The organism is Sphingomonas pokkalii (assembly GCF_003096275.1).
In the GTDB taxonomy this organism is placed as follows: domain Bacteria; phylum Pseudomonadota; class Alphaproteobacteria; order Sphingomonadales; family Sphingomonadaceae; genus Sphingomonas; species Sphingomonas pokkalii.
The window spans coordinates 3,556,181-3,572,741 of the sequence record NZ_QENQ01000001.1; the positions used below are offsets into that span (position 1 = coordinate 3,556,181).

Here is a 16,561-nt window from a genome sequence, read left to right on the forward strand (position 1 = left end):
TGACGATGCCGACACCGATCGTCCCCGTGTCGACCGCCAGCGGAGGAATGCCCATGCCCACATCGCTCCGTTCCGGCACGATCGCGTATCGCGGCGCCGATGGCGTGGAGACGGGGCGCGAGCGGTTCGAGCTGATCGCGCATCCAGGCGGCCACATCCTGCGTGCGATGTGCGAGATCGATGCACCGGCGCTGGTGCGGGATGTGACCCTGGCGATGGATGCCGCATGGCGCCCGCTGGATGGCTTTTGTCGCATCCATCTCGCCGGCCGATGCGCGGCGGCGCAATGGTTCGACGTGGAAGACGGCATGGTCCGCGTCGCGGGCAGGCTGGAGGGGCGGTCGGTGCCCGAGCAGCGTATCGCCACCACCGGCCGGCTGCCCTATCTCGGGCTCCACCCGCTGCAGGGCGACGCGCTGATCACCATGCTGCGCGGCACCGACCAGCCGGGCCGGTTCCTGCCGATCGCCGCCGTCACCAACTCGGTCTCGCCCAATGGCGACGAGGCGCTGGGTACCCAGGCGATGACGATCGACGTCGCCTTTGTGGGCGAGACGCAGGTGACGGTCACCGCCGGCAGCTTCCCGGCGCGCCGCTATGCCCTGCGCTGGCGCGCCGACTGGCCGCCGGCAGACCTGTGGGTGCGGGCCGACGGGGTTTTCCTGCGCATGCACTGGGCCTGGATCGAGGAATGGTACGAACTGGCCGCGATCCATGGCTGAACCGGCTGTATCCTCGCTGATTCGCGCCACGATCTTCGTGCGCGACCTGGAGCGTGCCGCGCATTTCTATGCCACGCTCGGCTATACCCAGATATATTGGGAAGGGGTGCTGGACGACTCGTCCGCCTCGACCATCCTCGGCTTTGCCGGGCATGGGCCGCTGGCGGTACGGATCGTCAAGCGCGGCGGGCCGAATTTCGGGATGATCGGCCTGTTCCGGATCGATCCGGCGCTGGCTCCCGAGGCGCCCCCCTTGCGCACGGGCCCCGCCCAGATCGGCGAGGTCGCGCTGGTCTTCTATGTCCGCGACATCCGCGCAACGCTGGCGGCCCTGCGCGCGGCGGGGGCGAGCTGGTCGCCGGAGCCCGAGCTGTTCCGCATGGCCCATCGCGCGCAGCTGGAAGTATGTCTGCGCGATGTCGATGGTATCCTGCTCAACCTGGTCGAAACCGACCCGGCCGAGCAGGAACGGTCCACGCCCGAAGGCGTCGCGCTTTAAAGCCCCAGATTGCCGGGCGAGAGCAGCCCGCCCGGGTCCAGCGCCGCCTTCAGCGCCCGGACCAACGCCAGCGGCTCCGCCTGCAACCGGCTGGCATAGGGATAGGCCTTGCCCAGCTGGAAGTTGGTGGCGCCATGTTCCACGAACAGTGCGATGATGTCCGCCTTCAGCTGGTGGACATAGGCGCGCGCTTCCGGGTTGGGCGGGTAGACCGGCAGGCTGTTGAGATAGTCCGCCGGCACCGCCGCCCGGTGGTACTCGGTGATCGCATCCGGCCAGTACATCGCGATTTCGTACAGGAACCCGCCCGACCCGACGGTGGCGAACATTCCGCCCAGCCAGATGCCGAGACGTTCCATCTCGGCCGCGCGGTCCGCCAGCATCGCGCGATAGGCCCGCTCGAACGCCGCCACGTTGCGGTTGGGCAGGATACCGTGGAGCGGCACCCAGCGCTCGCCCGCCGGCCCAAGCGTGTTGAACAGCGGCGCGAACGGCATGCCGCGCACGACCGCCGGCACCGTGGCGGGAATCTCCCGCCCCAGGCCCAAGACGAGGGTGCGGATGCGGTGCAGCCGCGCCTTCACCTCGGCATCGTCGAACCCTTCGACGATGTAATGCACCATGAACGCCGAAGCGCCGATCGCCCGCCGGGCCGAGGTGGCGGCACGCACAAGCTGCCTGGCCCCAGCGACCAGCGATGGGGAGCTTCGCAGGATCGACAGCGCCAAGTCCAGCGTCGCACCGGCCCGATCCTGTCGCGCGATCTGGCCCTGCGACAGGGCGCCATCGAGCGAGAAATGAGTGTCCTCGATCCGCTCGATCGCCACGCGGCGCATCGCTTCGTGCATCGTGGCCAGATCGGCGAAGGCGAAGGAGATCGGTCGATGCGCCAGGCGGCGGCGGATCACCGGCAGCGTCACCCGCGCCTTGATCCCCAGCGTCCCGCAATCGCCGCTGAACAGCCCGGTGAGGTCCGGTCCGAAATGGCGGGTGAACGGGACGGCGCCCGCCGCAGCCGCCCCCGTCGAGAGCAGCGATCCGTCGGCGGTCACCACGTCATAGGACAGGACCGACTCGGCCGAGATCCCATAGGCGCCGGAGCCGTGGCTGATCGTGTTCTGTGACATCGATCCGCCCACCGTCGCCGCCAGCCCGGAAAACGGCCCCCAGAACGGCGTGCGCAGATCCTGTTCGGCCAGGGCGTCGCGCAGCGCGGCCCAGGTGACCCCGGCCTCCACCGTGACATGGCCATTTTCCGCGTCGATCCGCACGATCCGATCGAGCCGCGCCAGATCCAGCAGGAGCATGCCGGGCGCGAACGGGATATAGCCGTCGGTGTAGGACGCGCCGCCCCCGCGCAGCGACAGACGGGTGCCTGCCCCGGCGGCCGCGCGCACGACCGCCTGCAATTCCTCGACGCTGCCCGGCCGGACCACCGCCAGCGGCAGTTCTGCCCGGCGATAGACGTCGGTTGCGAGCGCGAGCATCGCATCGCCGGTAAGCACCTGCGCCGGGCCGATGATCGCCTCGATCGCGGCGAGCACTTCCGGTCGCTCCAGCACGGCGGTCATCCGAGCGCGATCTCGTCGATCGTGCGGATGTAGGAGTCGCTGGTTTCCTGCGCCGCCAGTTCGTGCGCTTCCTTGCGCATCAGGTAGAAAAGACGATCGAGCAGCGCCTGGCGCCGCGCCTCGCGCTCCTCGAGCGCCGCCTGGTCGAGTTCGATCGCGGCCATGCCGGCCTTCAGGTCGATGCCCTGACCGGCGGCGACGCGCTGCATCAGGTCGATATCGTCGGCCAGCACCGAAACCTCGCTGGCCAGTACCATCACCATCGACATCACCTGGTCCATTCCGGGCGTGTCGTAAAAGCCGGGGCGCTTGCCGCGGGCGTCGCGGCGCATCTTGCTCGTGTCGGTCATGCTGCTCACTTGTCCTTCTGTGCGATCAGCACTTCCCAGCCGCCGCCGGGGGCGAATTCGCCTGCGGTGAATTCGCGATCCGCGACGCTGTCGGCGGCATCCTGGCTGTATCCCGCCGCTGCGGCCGCGGCGAATTCCAGTACCGCCATCGGGGCGGTGTCGAAGCGGATGCTGTCCGCCGGGAAGCCCGCCGCCCTGGCCAGCGCCACCTGATCCAGCTCGCGCATCGCGCCCCAGAAAGGCTCGTTGTTATAATAGGTCTCGTTGTCCAGGATGAACTGGGTGAACGGGTCCATCAGGTCGAAGGGCGGCAGGTCGGCGTGGATCATGTAACCGCCAGGCGCGAGCAGCCGGTGGCATTCGGCGAAGATCTTCGGCATCGCCTTGCCGGATGTTTCGTGCAGCAGGATGTGGCTGACGATCAGGTCGAAGCTGCCATCCTCGAAATCGGTGCGCTCCGCGTTCATCTGCGCGAAGTTGACGTCCAGGCCGAACGCGCCGGCGCGGGCATGGGCGTAGCGGATCTGCGGCGCAGCGACGTCGACGCCCCACACCTCCGCCTCCGGGAAGAGTTCCTTGTACGGCAGGGTGGAATGGCCGACGGTGCAGCCCAGATCGAGGATGCGCCTGGGCGAAAACCCGTCCAGCCGCCGCTTGATATAGTTGCAGACGGACCGGCCCATGTCGTCGTTGTTCGGCCCGGTATAGCCCATCGCATAGAGGAAGACGCCGCGATCATAGAGCGCGCCCAAGGTCACGTCCTGCTCCCCCGGCGCGCCGGCATAGCCGCCCGGCATGCAGTGAATGTCGAGCGCGCTGACATAGCGGGGCACGTCAAACCTATCCGGCACCACCAGCTTGCCCGCGTTCGCCGCCGATGCCGTCGCCGCTTCGGCACGAAGCGTGTCGGCATCGCCGTCGATGCTGTCGATCACGCTGTCCCAGAGCAGTTCCTGGCTGATCCGGTTGACCGCGGCATAATGCTGGAAATAGGGGTCCGGCACCATTGCCTTGCGGATATCGTGGCGATCGGCGGGGGCGCGGCCGGTTTCCTTTTCGAAACGCCGGGCGGCGCGGCCGCGATAGACCGGCTGCAGCCCGGGCAGCAGCCCCTGCTGGATATATTGCTTCAGGCTTTTGGCGAATTCCTGGCGCGCCGCTTGCTGCGGCGTCGCCTTGGGGAGCACCGCGTGCGGCGCCTGTTGAAACGTGTTGAGCATCAAGGCCTCCCTCGGCTGCCCCATCCGCGACCTGCCGGAGCGCCTGCTTGCGTGCAGCTTAGGTAGCTCTCTCGCCCCTGCCAATGCAGCAGCCGCACGTCGCCTGTTCGACTGGCGGATAGGACAGTCGCCAGGCGCCACCGCGGGGCGCATCCGGGCCCGGTTCGGCCGGCCCGTTTGGTCACTGTGCGGACAATTGTTTCGGCTGCCGATGCAATCGCCCGCCGGTTCCATCCTAATCCCGCATAACAACATGGCTTGAGGGGAAGACGAATGATGCGGCCCGGTCTGATAGCGACGGCGCTTTCGACGTGTATGCTCGCCACGGCTGCCACCGCGCAGGAAGCGCCGCGCGCGTGCGAAAAGCCGAATTTCATGAATCCGCTCATGTATCAGCCGGTCGAGCAACTCCCCGATTCCCGGCTGCGCTTCCGTCTTTGTGCACCGGACGCCTCCGATCCCCGTGTCGTCAGTACCGATATCGAGGCCATTCCGTCGGGCTTTGACGGCAAGCCGGCCGGACTGGAAATGACGCGCGACTCGCTGGGCTATTGGTCCGCAACGACCCCGGTGCCGGTGCCGGCGGGCACCTATGCCTATGGCTATCGCATCGGCGGCATGACCCTTGCCGATCCCCAGGCCGACCGGTTCTCGATGAACTATCGCGGCGTGTCGTCTGTGGTCGAGGTGCAGGGGCCGCAGGGCGCGTTCCAGCGCTTTGATGCCGCGGTGCCGCACGGAGCGGTTGCCACGATCGAATACCGGTCCGGATCGCTGGGCGAAGTGCGCCGCGCGCATGTCTATACGCCGCCGGGGTATGAAAGGAACGGTACGCGTCGCTATCCGGTGCTCTATCTCGTGCACGGCGCCGGGGACAGCGACGACAGCTGGACGTCGCGGGGGCACGCCAATTACATCCTCGATAATCTGATCGCCGCCGGGAAGGCGGTGCCGATGATCGTGGTGATGCCGGCCGGCCACACCACGTTCAAGCCGGGCAGCGACCTGTTCATGAACAAGGATTTCGGCGACGACCTGCTCAAGGACCTCGTGCCGTTGATCGATCGCGACTATCGCAGCATCGCCGATCCGGCCCACCGCGCGATGGCCGGGCTGTCGATGGGCGGGGCCCATACGCTCGCCTGGGGACTGCCCAACACCAAGACGTTCGGGCCGATCGGCGTGTTCAGCATGGGCTTTTACCAGCCGGGCCAGGAAGAGCGCTTTGTCGCCGCCAATGATGTCAAGCTGCGCGAGCGGGCCAAGGCGGGGACGCCGGTCTATTTCGCGATGGGCAAGACCGATTTCCTGCACGCGGCGGTGGCGCCGACGCGGGCGATGCTGGACCGCTACGGCATCCAGTATCGCTATGTCGAAAGCGAGGGTGGCCACACCTGGACGAATTGGCGCGATTATCTGCACGATTTTGCGCAGGGTATTTTCAAGACGAAGTAGAGTAATTTTTATTATAAAAACTGGTGGTCTTCGCCTATGGCGCGGGCCTCCATGTGCTTTTCTGAAAAGATATACGTAATTTCAGAAGGAATATTCGCCTGACGGATAGCTTTTATTAAGAGATTATGTCGCGAGTCAGTCTTTGATTATCCATGGCCTGCGCTTGGAGTGCGGCGCACGATCTGCACCGGCGGCCATCACAAAATCAGGGACGGGGGCTTCATGAAGAATTTGGCATCTATGGCAGCGATCGCGACGATTCTTGCGATCGGTCAGCCCGTGACGGCATTTGCGCAGGACACGCACGAAGAACCCAAGGCGGAACACGCCGAGAAGGAAGGCGTCATCGTCGTCACCGCGCGCAAGCGGGAGGAAGATATCCTCAAGACGCCGGTGACCGTGACCGCGCTTACGGCGGACCAGATCGAGAAGCGCTCGATCGTCTCGATCACCGATGTTGCCGCCAATACGCCGGGCTTCAACGTCAATAACAATTCCTCCGGCCGCGCCGATCGCACGATCCAGGGCGTCATCATCCGCGGCTTCACGCCGTCGACGGTGGTAGCGACGACGACATCGACCTTTATCGACGGCGTGCCGGTTTCCTCCCCCAGCGCGCTGAACAGCGTGGGCGCGGCCGAGCGGATCGAAGTGCTGCGCGGGCCGCAAAGCGCCTATTTCGGCCGCAACACCTTTGCCGGCGCGATCAACGTGGTGAACAAGGTGCCGACCGGCAATTGGGGCGGGGCCATCACCACCATGGCGGGCAGCCGTTCGAACTATCGTCTCCGCGCCGAGCTGGAAGGGCCGATCGCCGGGGAGGCACTCACCTTCCGCGCGACCTTCGATCGCTTCGGCAAGGATGGTTCCTGGGTCGCCAAGGATGGTGGCACGCTGGGCGATCAGAAGAGCACCTCGGGGTCGCTGCTGATCGCCGCCAAGCCGGCATCGTGGCTGAAGGCGAAGGTCTATGCGGCCTATTCCAAGGATCAAGACGGCATTTCAGCCAGCACGCGCATTTCCGCGATCGACGTGCGGGATGCGGCGGGCAACCTCATCTACAAGGGCCAGTCCAATTGTACGCTGAGCGGCTTCAGCGCAACCGGCGCCCCGGTGCAGAACCCGTTCATCTGCGGCACGCTGCCGTCGCTGGCCAACCAGCCGTCTACCAACCGCCTGCCGGATGGCGTGATCAACAAGTTCCTGTCCAGCCCGATCGGCCGCGTGCTCGATCCGTCCGAGGGCGTGCAGGGCTATGGCATGGTGCGCCGCTATTTCCACCTGCACGGCACCCTCGATATCGACCTGACGCCCGATCTGACCGCCACGGTGCTGGCCGGCTATAACAACGAGAATTGGAGCCAGTTCTCCGACCTCGACACCTACGACACCAGCGCGCTGGCCAATCCTTTCGGCGGCCCGGGTTCGCGGCCCTATTTCGACTTTCCCTATCTCGGCGAACGGATCTCGAAGGACTATTCGGTCGAAGGCCGCCTGTCCTATGATTCCGGGCCGTTCCGCGGCGTGGCTGGCGTCAGCTTGCTCGATGGCCGCAACCGCGGCTCGATCGGCGGCGGCAATGGCGGGCTAGGCACGACGGTCTTCGCCGCCGGCGGCGGCACCGATCGGGCAAAGACGCTCGGCTTCTTCTTCGGCGCCACCTACGACCTCACCAGCGCGCTGTCGGTCAGCGTAGAGGGCCGGTACCAGATCGACCATTCCTATGCCTATAATCCGCGCGCTGGTGCGCCGGTGCCGTCGGGGCTGGGCCCGTTGCTGGTGGATTCGACCTACCGCAACTTCCTGCCGCGCGTGATCGTCAATTACGACGTCACGCCGAACACGATGCTCTACGCGTCGGTGGCGAAGGGCGTGAACCCCGGCGCGTTCAGCACCGGCCTGATCACGGCGACCCCAGAGGTGCAGGCGCTGGCGCTTGCAGCGGGCGTGACGTTGCGCGTGGCGCCGGAAAAGGTGACCAACTACGAAGCGGGCATCAAGGGGCGGGCGTTCGACAATACGCTCACCTATTCGCTTGCGGGCTATTATTCGCCGTGGCGGAACCAGATCAACTCGATCGTCGTCGTCGTGGGCGGTGCGGGCGCCTTCTTCTATGGCAGCGCCAATACCGGGTCGGTCGATCTGTACGGCGTCGAGGCCCAGACATCATGGCGGGCCAGCGACCTGGTGACATTCGAACTGGGCGGTGCCGTCAATCTGAGCCACATCAACGCCTTCACCAACCGTTCGCTGACGACGCTGTCTGGCATCACCGACTATACCGGCAAGGAACAGCCGAACAGTTCGAAATATTCGGCGGTGGGTGCGATCCAGCTGGGTGGCAATGTCCGCGGGATGGACGATACCACCTGGTTCGGTCGGCTTGACTGGAACTACAAGTCCGGGGTCTGGTCCAACCAGGCAAATATCGTCCGCACGCCCGATCGGCACGTGTTCAACGCGCGGGCCGGGATCACCCGGGGGATCGTCTCGGTGGAAGCGTTCGTCACCAATCTGCTGAACAACAAGAAATATGTCAGCGTATACGACAACTTCATGTTCACGCCGATGTTCGAATATACCAACAACTATTCGGCGCTGCTCGTCGGCCTGCCCGAACTGCGGACCGGCGGCGTGCAGGTTCGCGTGAAGTTCTGACACCGACCCCCAGGGGCCGGGCGTCCGGCCCCTGGAACGTCCCTGTACGGCAGGGGCAACTCGCCCTTTTGATGGCACGCTGCCTGCCGGTCCGTCTTTCGAAGAATATTCCGGCCTATGGCAGCCTTTAGGGCGGCGTGGGCGAGATTGACGAGAAGCGGGCTGGCTCGACCTGCCAAGCCTTGCAGAAGCGCCATCCGGCGGACCACCTTCCAGTCCACCGTACCGCCCGCCCCATGAACGACCGTGCCGACCGACTTGGTTGCGGAGGCATAGAGCAGATCGGTCCCCACTGCGGTCGCGGGGGGGAAGCCGAACGCCAGCACCAGCAGCGGCGTCATCAGCGATCCGCCGCCGACACCGGTCACACCGACGAGAAGGCCGACTAGCACGCCGGCGATCGAGTACAAGGGATTGATATCCGCCAGGATCATAGGGCCTCGCAATCGGATTGCCGGGAGCAAACGACACCGGCAATCGGATGCGGACCGGCGGATCACAGGCCGTGGCCGCCATGGTGATAGGGGCGTGCACCCGGTGAGGGGGAGCAACTTCGCCTTTCACGCGGCGTAGCTCTTATCGCTTCCATACCGAACCGGTGGGAATATCGTGTCGGCCATGACAGTGCATTGCGGTTTTACGGAAGCGGCCCCCGGCATCCACCGGGGCGGGTCGGTCTCGGCTCGATGACGGGGACGTACGGAGAGGGCAGCCCCGATGCGGACGAATGGAACGTCGCGGAGATCGCTGCCGGGCTGTTCGCGGCCCGCGAGGATTGGCGCGCCGCCTATCGCCCGGGCCCCTGCGCGCTGGTGCGCTTCCCCTCGCGACGGCGGCTGGAGCTGATCCTGTCCGATCTTTCGGGCGCGCTATTTCCTCTGCGGCTGGGGCCGAGCTCGGTGCAGGTCGACAATGAGGCCAGCTATGTCGAGCAGGCGCTCGGCCGGGCGCTGGCGGCGCTGCGCGACCAGGTGCAGCTCGAGATCGTCGCGCGCTGCACGACTCCGGAGTCCGCGGCGCGGGCGGAGGCCGGGCGGATCATCGCGGCCTTCGCGCAGGAACTGCCGCCCATCCGCCGCGTGCTCGATACCGATATCGAGGCAGCCTATGCCGGCGATCCGGCGGCGCGCAGCGTCGACGAGGTGCTGATCTGCTACCCCGGCATCCAGGCGGTGATTCCCTATCGGCTGGCGAACAGCCTGTATCGGCACGGCGCGCCGCTGATCGCCCGCGTGATCGCTGAGATCGCCCATTCGCAGACCGGCATCGACATCCATCCCGGCGCCAGCATCGGCGGCAGCTTCTTCATCGATCACGGCAACGGCGTCGTGATCGGCGAGACGGCGATCGTCGGCGAGCGCGTGCGCATCTACCAGGCGGTCACGCTGGGTGCGCGCAGCTTCCCCTCGGAGAAGGACGGTACCCTCACCAAGGGCGTGGCGCGGCACCCGATCGTCGAGGACGACGTGGTGATCTACGCAGGCGCGACGATCCTCGGGCGCGTCACGGTGGGGGCGGGTGCGGTGATCGGCGGCAATGTCTGGCTCACCGAGAGCGTGCCGCCGGGCAGCGTGATCCACCAGGCCTTTGCCGAGCGCGCGCGGGGCGACGTCTCCGCGCTGCCCAGGGGCAATGTCGTCGACGAAGCGGACTCTGACGCCCCGCGCGGTCTCATTTAGCGAACGGCGACGGCGAAGAGGAACGGCGGCATCGGGTCGGTGTTGAAAGCATCAGTTTTTTCATGCGAAAGCTTTGCTTCAGTTGAGCGATTGTCATCGATCGCGCGTTGGAATTTATTTTCCCATCAAGAATATGGGAAATAAACGGCTCCTGAAAATTCCGGGGGTCGCAACGATGAAAATAACCACAGCCTTTCTTGCAACCACGACGCTGGCCGCTGCCTTCGCTCAATTTCGGTGCCACCAATGCCGGGGTCTTCTCGATCGGGCGCCCGTCACCAATCGGGCCTTTCCCCGGCCTACACGCTGGTGCTGGTCAACGGAAAGCGGCGCCATAACGGCGCGTTCCTCAACAACAGCCCGACCGACACGTCGGGCGCCAACCCGGTCGACCTGGACCTGATCCCGACCAGCGCGATCGACCGGATCGAGGTGCTGAAGGATTCGGCCGCCGCGCAATATGGCGGCGACGCGATCGCCGGCGTCATCAACATCCAGCTGGCGGACAAGCCGGGGCTGAGCGGCGATATCACCTATGGGACGCTCTACGATGCCAAGGGCGATCCCGATAGCTGGAAGGGCACGCTGCGCTATGGCACGAAGATCGGCGACAATGGCGGATTCCTGATCTTGAGCGGGGATATCCGCAAGCCGGGCGGCGCCTAGTGGAACCTGCCGGCCACCGACACCAACCTCTACGGCCTGCCCGCCGGGCGCACCATCGACCAGGTGGTGGCGACGAGCGGCCTCACCCGTGCGCAGGTCGATGCGAACATCGCCGCCGCCAATGCCCGCAACGCGCAGTGGATCCGCGACGGCGCGCATAGTGGCGACCCGCAGATCAAGGCATTCAACCTCAGCTACAACGCCAAGCTGCCCTTGTCCGCCGATGTCAGCCTCTACAGCTTCGGCACCTATGGCGAGCGCGATGCCCAGATCGGCAACAATTTCCGCCGTCCCAACAGCACCGCGAACTTCACCGCGTTGTTCCCCGACGGCTATTATCCGCTCAACAACATCGCCGAGGACGACTTCCAGTTCGTGACCGGCCTGCGCGGTACGCTGGCGGGCTGGGATTTCGACGTTTCCTCGTCGTTTGGCCGCAACTTCAGCCACCAGTTTTCGAACCTGTCCGTCCGGCCATCGCTCGGGGCCGCCAGCCCGACCAAATGGTCGAACCTTGCGAATTTCGAGTTCCGCCAATGGACCCACAATGTCGATCTGCACCGCAGCATCGACATCGGGCTGGCCAAGCCGCTGGAAATCTCGATCGGTGGTGAATATCGGCTCGATCGCTTCCGCACCTTTGCAGGCGATCCGCTCGCCTACCAGCCTGCGACCTACACCTTCCGGCCGGGCGACCAGCAATATGACTGGAATGTCGGGCGCGTCGCCTCGCCGGTGGTGCAGGGCGCGATCGTCCTGTCGCCGGCCGACCAGGCTGATATCAGTCGCAAGGTCTATGCCGGCTATGTCGATATCGGCCTCTACCCCACCGACGCATGGTATATCGGCGTCGCGATCCGTACCGAACATTATGGCGACGGATCGGGCAGCCCGACCGGCTTCAAGCTCAACAGCCGCTATGAGCTGACGCCGACGCTGGCGCTGCGCGGCACCGTGGGCACCGGCTTCCGCGCGCCGTCGCTGACCCAGATCGGCTATGCGCAAACTGACGGCCGTACTTCCTCGTTCTTCAACGCCGCGACCGGCCAGACCGAGCTGCGCCCGACCGTGGCCAAGCTGGTCACCGCCACCTCGACGGTCGGCCGGCTGCTCGGTGCGAAGCCGCTCAAGGCCGAGAAGAGCCTGAATGCCGGGCTCGGCCTGGTGTTCACCCCGGCACCTGCGCTGTCGGTCACGCTCGACGGCTATTACATCCGCATCCGGGATCGGATCGAGCGTACCGGACGCCTGTTCGGCCCGGGCATCTCGGCGATCCTCGCGGCGAACGGGCTCTCGGACATCGAGCAGGCGGAATATTTCATCAACGCCGCCAACACCGAGACCAGGGGCTTCGATCTCGTCGCCGACTATAGCCGCACGCTCGGGCCTTTCGGCAGGCTCGGCGCGACGCTGGCGTTCAACTATTCCAGGACCAAGGTCACCGATGTCGTCGCCACCCCGTCGCAGCTCTTCGGGGCCAATGGCATGTCGCTGCTGGCCGCGGGATCGGCCTTTTTCGGCGGCGACAAGATCGGCGAACTGGAAGTGTTGCAGCCGCATACCAAGCTGGTCAGAGTCCGTTTGGAAAATCATGGATGTGCGTTTCGGCGTAGGAGATTATCTCCCATGGCGACGAGGATCATGGCCTGGGAAATGTTGATGCGCCGCTCGTAGTCGCGGACCAGCCGGCGCCATCGGATCATCCAGCCGAAGGGCCGCTCGACCACCCATCGTCGGGGCAGAGCCTTGAAACCGTGTTGCTGGTCGCTGCGGCGGATGACCTCGACGACGAAGTCGAGATAGCTGGCCTTGTCCATGAGTTTGAGCCGATCATAGGCGCCATCGGCGAAGAGATGCTTGATCCAGGGCCAGCGCTTGCGGATCTCCTCGAGGATGATTTGAGCACCCGCGCTGTTCGAAATGTCGGCGGTGGTCAGATTGACCATCAGCAGCCGGCCATCGGTATCGACGGCGATGTGTCGCTTGCGCCCGACAACCTTCTTGCCCGTTCGCCGTCAACCTCGCTGGCACCCGCCACGGCGCCTATAACGCCGGCTTGGAAGCGGGTTTGTCGCGAAGTCGTGACGGTGCATATCGTGCGTCTGCGCGCGTTTTCTGCCGGCGGGACGCTGAACTTTAAAACATTCCTTGGCTGGTTGTTTGCCAAGGGATAGGAACGACGGATCCTGCTCATCGCGCTAACGATCAAAAGCTTGCGGATATCGGCCGGGCCGATCTTGCTTACGCCGTCGAGCCGGGTCTTGCCGCGGGTCGATTGCTGCCGTGGGACCAAGCCGAGCCACGCGGCGAAGTTTCGGCCGCTGGCGAAGGCGCGCAGATCGGGCGCGAATGCCATATCGCGCCCGCGGTCACCGGGCCGACGCGCCCTCAGAATAGCGATTCACCCTCTGCCGCCCGCTGAGAGCCGAAGCCGCGCTCGGTCTTGATCAGCGCCTTGCCGTTCGGTACCCGTGCTCTTCCGGGGCTATTGGCGTTTCAGCAAGCGGGCGGCGCCCAGCGCGAGGAGCCCGGCGACGATGCCCCACAGCGCCGATCCCAGCCCGAACATGGAGACGCCCGAGGCCGTGACGAGCAGGGTCAGGATGGCGGCGTCGCGGTCCTGCGGGGCGGTGGCGAGGCTGCCGATCGCGGCGCCAAGGGGCGGGAGCAGCGCGATGCCGGTCAGCGCCGCGATCAGCGTTGTCGGCAATGCCAGGAACTGCCGCACCAAAACCGGCGCGAACGCGGCCAGCAGCAGGTAGAAGCCGCCATAGAGCAACCCCGTCTTCCAGCGGCGGCGCGGCTCGGGATCTGCCTCCTCATTGGTGCAGATCGCCGCGGTGATCGCTGCCAGGTTGACCGCATGGCCGCCGAACGGCGCCGCGGCGAGGCTGGCAAGCCCCGCCCCAAGCAGTAGCGGCGTGGGCCGCGCCGGATATCCCGCCCCCCGCAGCACTGCGAGGCCGGGCAGGTTCTGCGACACGAGCGTCACGAAGAATAATGGCAGCCCGATGCTCGCCAGCGCGCCCGCATCGAGCGCGATCGGCGCCGGCACGAGGCTGCCGAACACCGCGCCGGGCGCCACGGCCCCGATCTGGCCGCGGGCAAGGGCGAGCATGATGCCGGCACCGAGCACGACGAGCAGCGCATAGACCGGGATGCGCTGCCGGGCGACCAGGAAGAGGATGACGAGGCTCGCGACCAGCAGCGGATCGATGCTGCCCAGCCGGAACAGGTTGAGGCAGAAGGGCATCAGCACGCCCGCCAGCATCGCCGCGGTGATCGCATGGGGTATCGCCGCCGCCAGCCGGCCGAGCGCCGGAATCAGGCTGAACGCGATTCCGACGAGCGCCGCGAAGACGAACGCGCCGACAGCGATTTCCCAGGACAGGCCCGACACGCCGGCAAGCAGCGCAGCGCCGGGCGTCGACCAGGCGAGGATCACCGGTACCCGCTGGTGGATCGACAGCACCGCGCTGCCGATCGCAATGCCGAGGCAAAGGGCGGTGAGCGCGGTCCCGATCTGTGCCCCCGTTGCGCCGAGCGCCTGCAGCGCCTGGATCACCAGCGCGACGGTGCCGCCGAACCCTACCAACGTCGCAACGAACGCGGAAATCCAGGCGGAAGGCGGCGGCATTCGATGCATGGGCAAGCGCTCTCTATAAAGATGGACCAGCGCGCGATCGTGAACGTCGCGCGGCGCAAAGGCTAGCGCTTGGCGCGGGTGGGCGAGCGCAACTTTCGGTCGATCCCGCATAGGATCCGACGATGAAGCCGGCATCGTCCATTACCGGTGCGCCGGCGCAGAAAGTGGACGCCAGGTTGGCCCGGCACGGCGGGATTGTCCGCGAAGCGCGGGTCGGCGCGACCGTCTTGTTCGCCGCGAGGCTGCGCAAGCGCGGCTGGCGGCTCATCCCCGGGCGCACTCTATCAGCACGGCATAGGCGCGCGCCGAGCCGATCGATCCGTTCTGGAACGCGCGCCGAAGCCGGCGGGAGCATGCGGCGGTCGTGCCCTGCCAAATGCTCCCGGCGCGGCCGGTTACTGCTTCTTGCCCGGGATCTGCGCCAGATCGGTGTCGATCGCCTGGAGCTTGGCATCGGTGAGCTGGGCCGGGAAATAGGCCTGGATACCGGCGAGCGTTTGCCCGCGTGCCATGTCGATGCGCGGATTGCCGGTCACGTCCGGCGCATGGCGCATCAGGATCGCACGCGCGGCCGGATCGTCGAGCATCGTGCCGATCGGCGTCGTCAGGCTATTGTAGTGCCCCGAGGCGAGGGCCGCCTTGGTGCGCGTCTGGATGTCATCGATCTCCGATCCCCAGGGATCGCGCCCCGCGACCGCCTTCCCATCGGCGCCGAAATCGAGGATCTCGTCCCCCGCCGCTGTGAAGCGCGGCCAGGCGGGCAGCCCGCCGCCATTGGGATCGCCGGCCTTGGCGAAGTTGACAAGATAGGCGCTGACCGTCTTGCCCATCTGCTCGTCCTTCGCGGTCGTCGCCGCACCGTATTTGATCCGGGCATTGTCGAAGAAGAACGGAATTTCGGTGGCATGGCCGGCGCCCGGCTGGCCAACCGAATCCGCCACATAGGAGAAGCGATATTCCCAGACCGGCACCTTCTGGCTTGCCACCATCGCGCTGGCCTCGCGTGCGCCGGCGATCATGAAGCCGCTCTTGCCGCCCATGTCCGCGCTGGTTGCGCCGATCAGCATCGGCACCTTTGCGAAATCCCCGCTGGCATAGGCTTTTTCCTGATCCACGAGGAGCTTGCCGTCCACCACCGGGCCGCCATAGGTGCGCGGGCCGGGCTTGGGCGCGAACAGTTCCATCATGCTCAGGCCGTCGGTCACCTGTTCTGCGCCAAGTGCCCGGAGCTTTGCCAGCGCATCGGGCGCGGCGGGATCGATGCCATGGGCGCGGGCGAGATTTTCGCCGATTGCCTCGGCGTCCCTCAGCGTGCCGTTGCGTGCCGTCTGGGCATTGCCGCCGGACATGACGACCGCCTTGTGGAACAGTCCGCGCGACAGCGGCGAAGTGACCAGCGTATGGACGGACATGCCGCCGGCGCTTTCGCCGATGATCGTCACGTTGGCGGGGTCCCCCCCGAACGCTGCGATGTTCTTCTGGACCCATTTGAGCGCGGCGATCTGATCCATGAATCCGTAGTTGGCGAGCAGGCCGCCATCCGGGTTCTCGCGCGTAAGCTGCGGCAGTGCGAAGCTGCCGAAGCGGCCGACGCGATAGTTGAAGCTGACGAACAGGATGCCCTGCTTGGCCATGTTGGCGCCGGCATAGGTGGGGGGCGAGGCGCCTCCGTTGACGAAGCCGCCGCCATAGATCCATATCATCACCGGCAGCTTGGTGCCCGCCGCCGTCGATGCCGGCTTCCAGATGTTGAGATACAGGCAGTCCTCTGCTGGCGTGGTCCCCAGCGGCGCCGCGTCGCTCGGGAACGGTTTCTGCATACAGTCGCTGCTGTACTGGAGGGCGGGCCGCACGGCGTTCCACGCCGCGATGGGCTGCGGTGCCCGCCAGCGTAGCGGGCCGACCGGCGGCGCGGCGAAGGGAATGCCCTTCCAGCTGGCGACGCCGTCTTCCACCGCACCCTGGACCTTGCCCGTCTGGGTCGTCACCACCGCGCTGCCGGTCTGTGCCGCGGCCGCGACGGGGATCGCGCAGGCGGCGACCCCGCAGGCCAGCGCTGTCATCCATGCCTTCATGCTCGCATCTCCCGTGATAA

Annotated in this window: 12 protein-coding genes and 3 pseudogenes; 7 read left to right on the top strand and 8 right to left on the bottom strand. The window is 66.1% G+C overall.

The window, feature by feature from the left end; translation table 11 throughout:
- The first annotated feature begins 53 nt into the window (after positions 1 to 53).
- Positions 54 to 722 (top strand): hypothetical protein, encoded by a 669-nt coding sequence (locus DD559_RS16330; RefSeq protein WP_133243844.1) that lies wholly within the window; start codon positions 54 to 56, stop codon positions 720 to 722.
- Positions 715 to 1,221, top strand: a complete 507-nt coding sequence (locus tag DD559_RS16335; RefSeq protein ID WP_116470118.1) for a VOC family protein — start codon at positions 715 to 717, stop codon at positions 1,219 to 1,221. Before DD559_RS16330 ends, DD559_RS16335 begins: the two co-directional genes overlap by 8 nt.
- On the opposite strand, the gene DD559_RS16340 is transcribed toward DD559_RS16335, so the two are convergent.
- Genes DD559_RS16340 through DD559_RS16350 form a run of 3 tightly spaced genes read right to left on the bottom strand, consistent with a single transcriptional unit; the run spans position 1,218 to position 4,362 of the window.
- On the bottom strand, positions 1,218 to 2,792 hold the full coding sequence (locus DD559_RS16340) for an FAD-binding oxidoreductase (RefSeq protein ID WP_116470119.1): 1,575 nt from the start codon (positions 2,790 to 2,792) through the stop codon (positions 1,218 to 1,220). The genes DD559_RS16335 and DD559_RS16340 overlap by 4 nt on opposite strands.
- The gene (locus DD559_RS16345; protein WP_116470120.1) at positions 2,789 to 3,142 is read right to left on the bottom strand and encodes a hypothetical protein; all 354 of its coding nucleotides are present in this window, start codon (positions 3,140 to 3,142) and stop codon (positions 2,789 to 2,791) included. Before DD559_RS16345 ends, DD559_RS16340 begins: the two co-directional genes overlap by 4 nt.
- Before the next feature lie 5 nt (positions 3,143 to 3,147).
- Positions 3,148 to 4,362 carry a class I SAM-dependent methyltransferase gene (locus DD559_RS16350; RefSeq protein WP_116470121.1) on the bottom strand — a complete coding sequence of 405 codons (1,215 nt, stop codon included), beginning with the start codon at positions 4,360 to 4,362 and terminating at the stop codon, positions 3,148 to 3,150.
- A gap of 315 nt (positions 4,363 to 4,677) precedes the next feature.
- On the opposite strand from DD559_RS16350, the gene DD559_RS16355 reads away from it, so the two are divergent.
- Both DD559_RS16355 and DD559_RS16360 read left to right on the top strand, forming a co-directional pair.
- Positions 4,678 to 5,817, top strand: coding sequence for an alpha/beta hydrolase (locus DD559_RS16355; RefSeq protein WP_240610306.1), 1,140 nt, complete (start codon positions 4,678 to 4,680; stop codon positions 5,815 to 5,817).
- A 222-nt stretch (positions 5,818 to 6,039) separates the two neighbouring features.
- A complete protein-coding gene (locus DD559_RS16360) occupies positions 6,040 to 8,475 on the top strand; it encodes a TonB-dependent receptor (RefSeq protein ID WP_133243845.1) in 2,436 nt (811 codons plus the stop codon).
- Between the two features lie 104 nt (positions 8,476 to 8,579).
- On the opposite strand, the pseudogene DD559_RS16365 reads toward DD559_RS16360, so the two are convergent.
- A pseudogene (locus DD559_RS16365) lies at positions 8,580 to 8,909 on the bottom strand (TSUP family transporter); the annotation flags it as partial.
- Positions 8,910 to 9,161: 252 nt separating this feature from the next.
- Between DD559_RS16365 and epsC the strand changes: the two are divergent.
- From epsC to DD559_RS16380, 3 genes are all read left to right on the top strand, one after another.
- On the top strand, positions 9,162 to 10,154 hold the full coding sequence (epsC, locus tag DD559_RS16370; protein WP_116470123.1) for a serine O-acetyltransferase EpsC: 993 nt from the start codon (positions 9,162 to 9,164) through the stop codon (positions 10,152 to 10,154).
- 246 nt (positions 10,155 to 10,400) lie between these two features.
- Positions 10,401 to 10,820, top strand: a complete 420-nt coding sequence (locus DD559_RS16375; protein WP_116470124.1) for a TonB-dependent receptor plug domain-containing protein — start codon at positions 10,401 to 10,403, stop codon at positions 10,818 to 10,820.
- 66 nt (positions 10,821 to 10,886) lie between these two features.
- Positions 10,887 to 12,494, top strand: coding sequence for a TonB-dependent receptor plug domain-containing protein (locus DD559_RS16380; RefSeq protein ID WP_133243847.1), 1,608 nt, complete (start codon positions 10,887 to 10,889; stop codon positions 12,492 to 12,494).
- Here the strand turns inward: DD559_RS16380 and DD559_RS16385 are convergent.
- From DD559_RS16385 to DD559_RS16400, 4 genes and pseudogenes are all read right to left on the bottom strand, one after another.
- Positions 12,410 to 12,826, bottom strand: a pseudogene (locus DD559_RS16385) (transposase); the annotation flags it as partial. The gene DD559_RS16380 and the pseudogene DD559_RS16385 sit on opposite strands and share 85 nt — an antisense overlap.
- A 167-nt stretch (positions 12,827 to 12,993) precedes the next feature.
- Positions 12,994 to 13,202, bottom strand: a pseudogene (locus tag DD559_RS20485) (transposase); the annotation flags it as partial.
- A gap of 103 nt (positions 13,203 to 13,305) precedes the next feature.
- The gene (locus DD559_RS16395; RefSeq protein WP_206364524.1) at positions 13,306 to 14,457 is read right to left on the bottom strand and encodes a benzoate/H(+) symporter BenE family transporter; all 1,152 of its coding nucleotides are present in this window, start codon (positions 14,455 to 14,457) and stop codon (positions 13,306 to 13,308) included.
- Positions 14,458 to 14,861: 404 nt separating this feature from the next.
- Complete coding sequence (locus tag DD559_RS16400; RefSeq protein WP_116470127.1) at positions 14,862 to 16,541, bottom strand: carboxylesterase/lipase family protein; 1,680 nt, start codon at positions 16,539 to 16,541, stop codon at positions 14,862 to 14,864.
- Between the last annotated feature and the right edge of the window lie 20 nt (positions 16,542 to 16,561).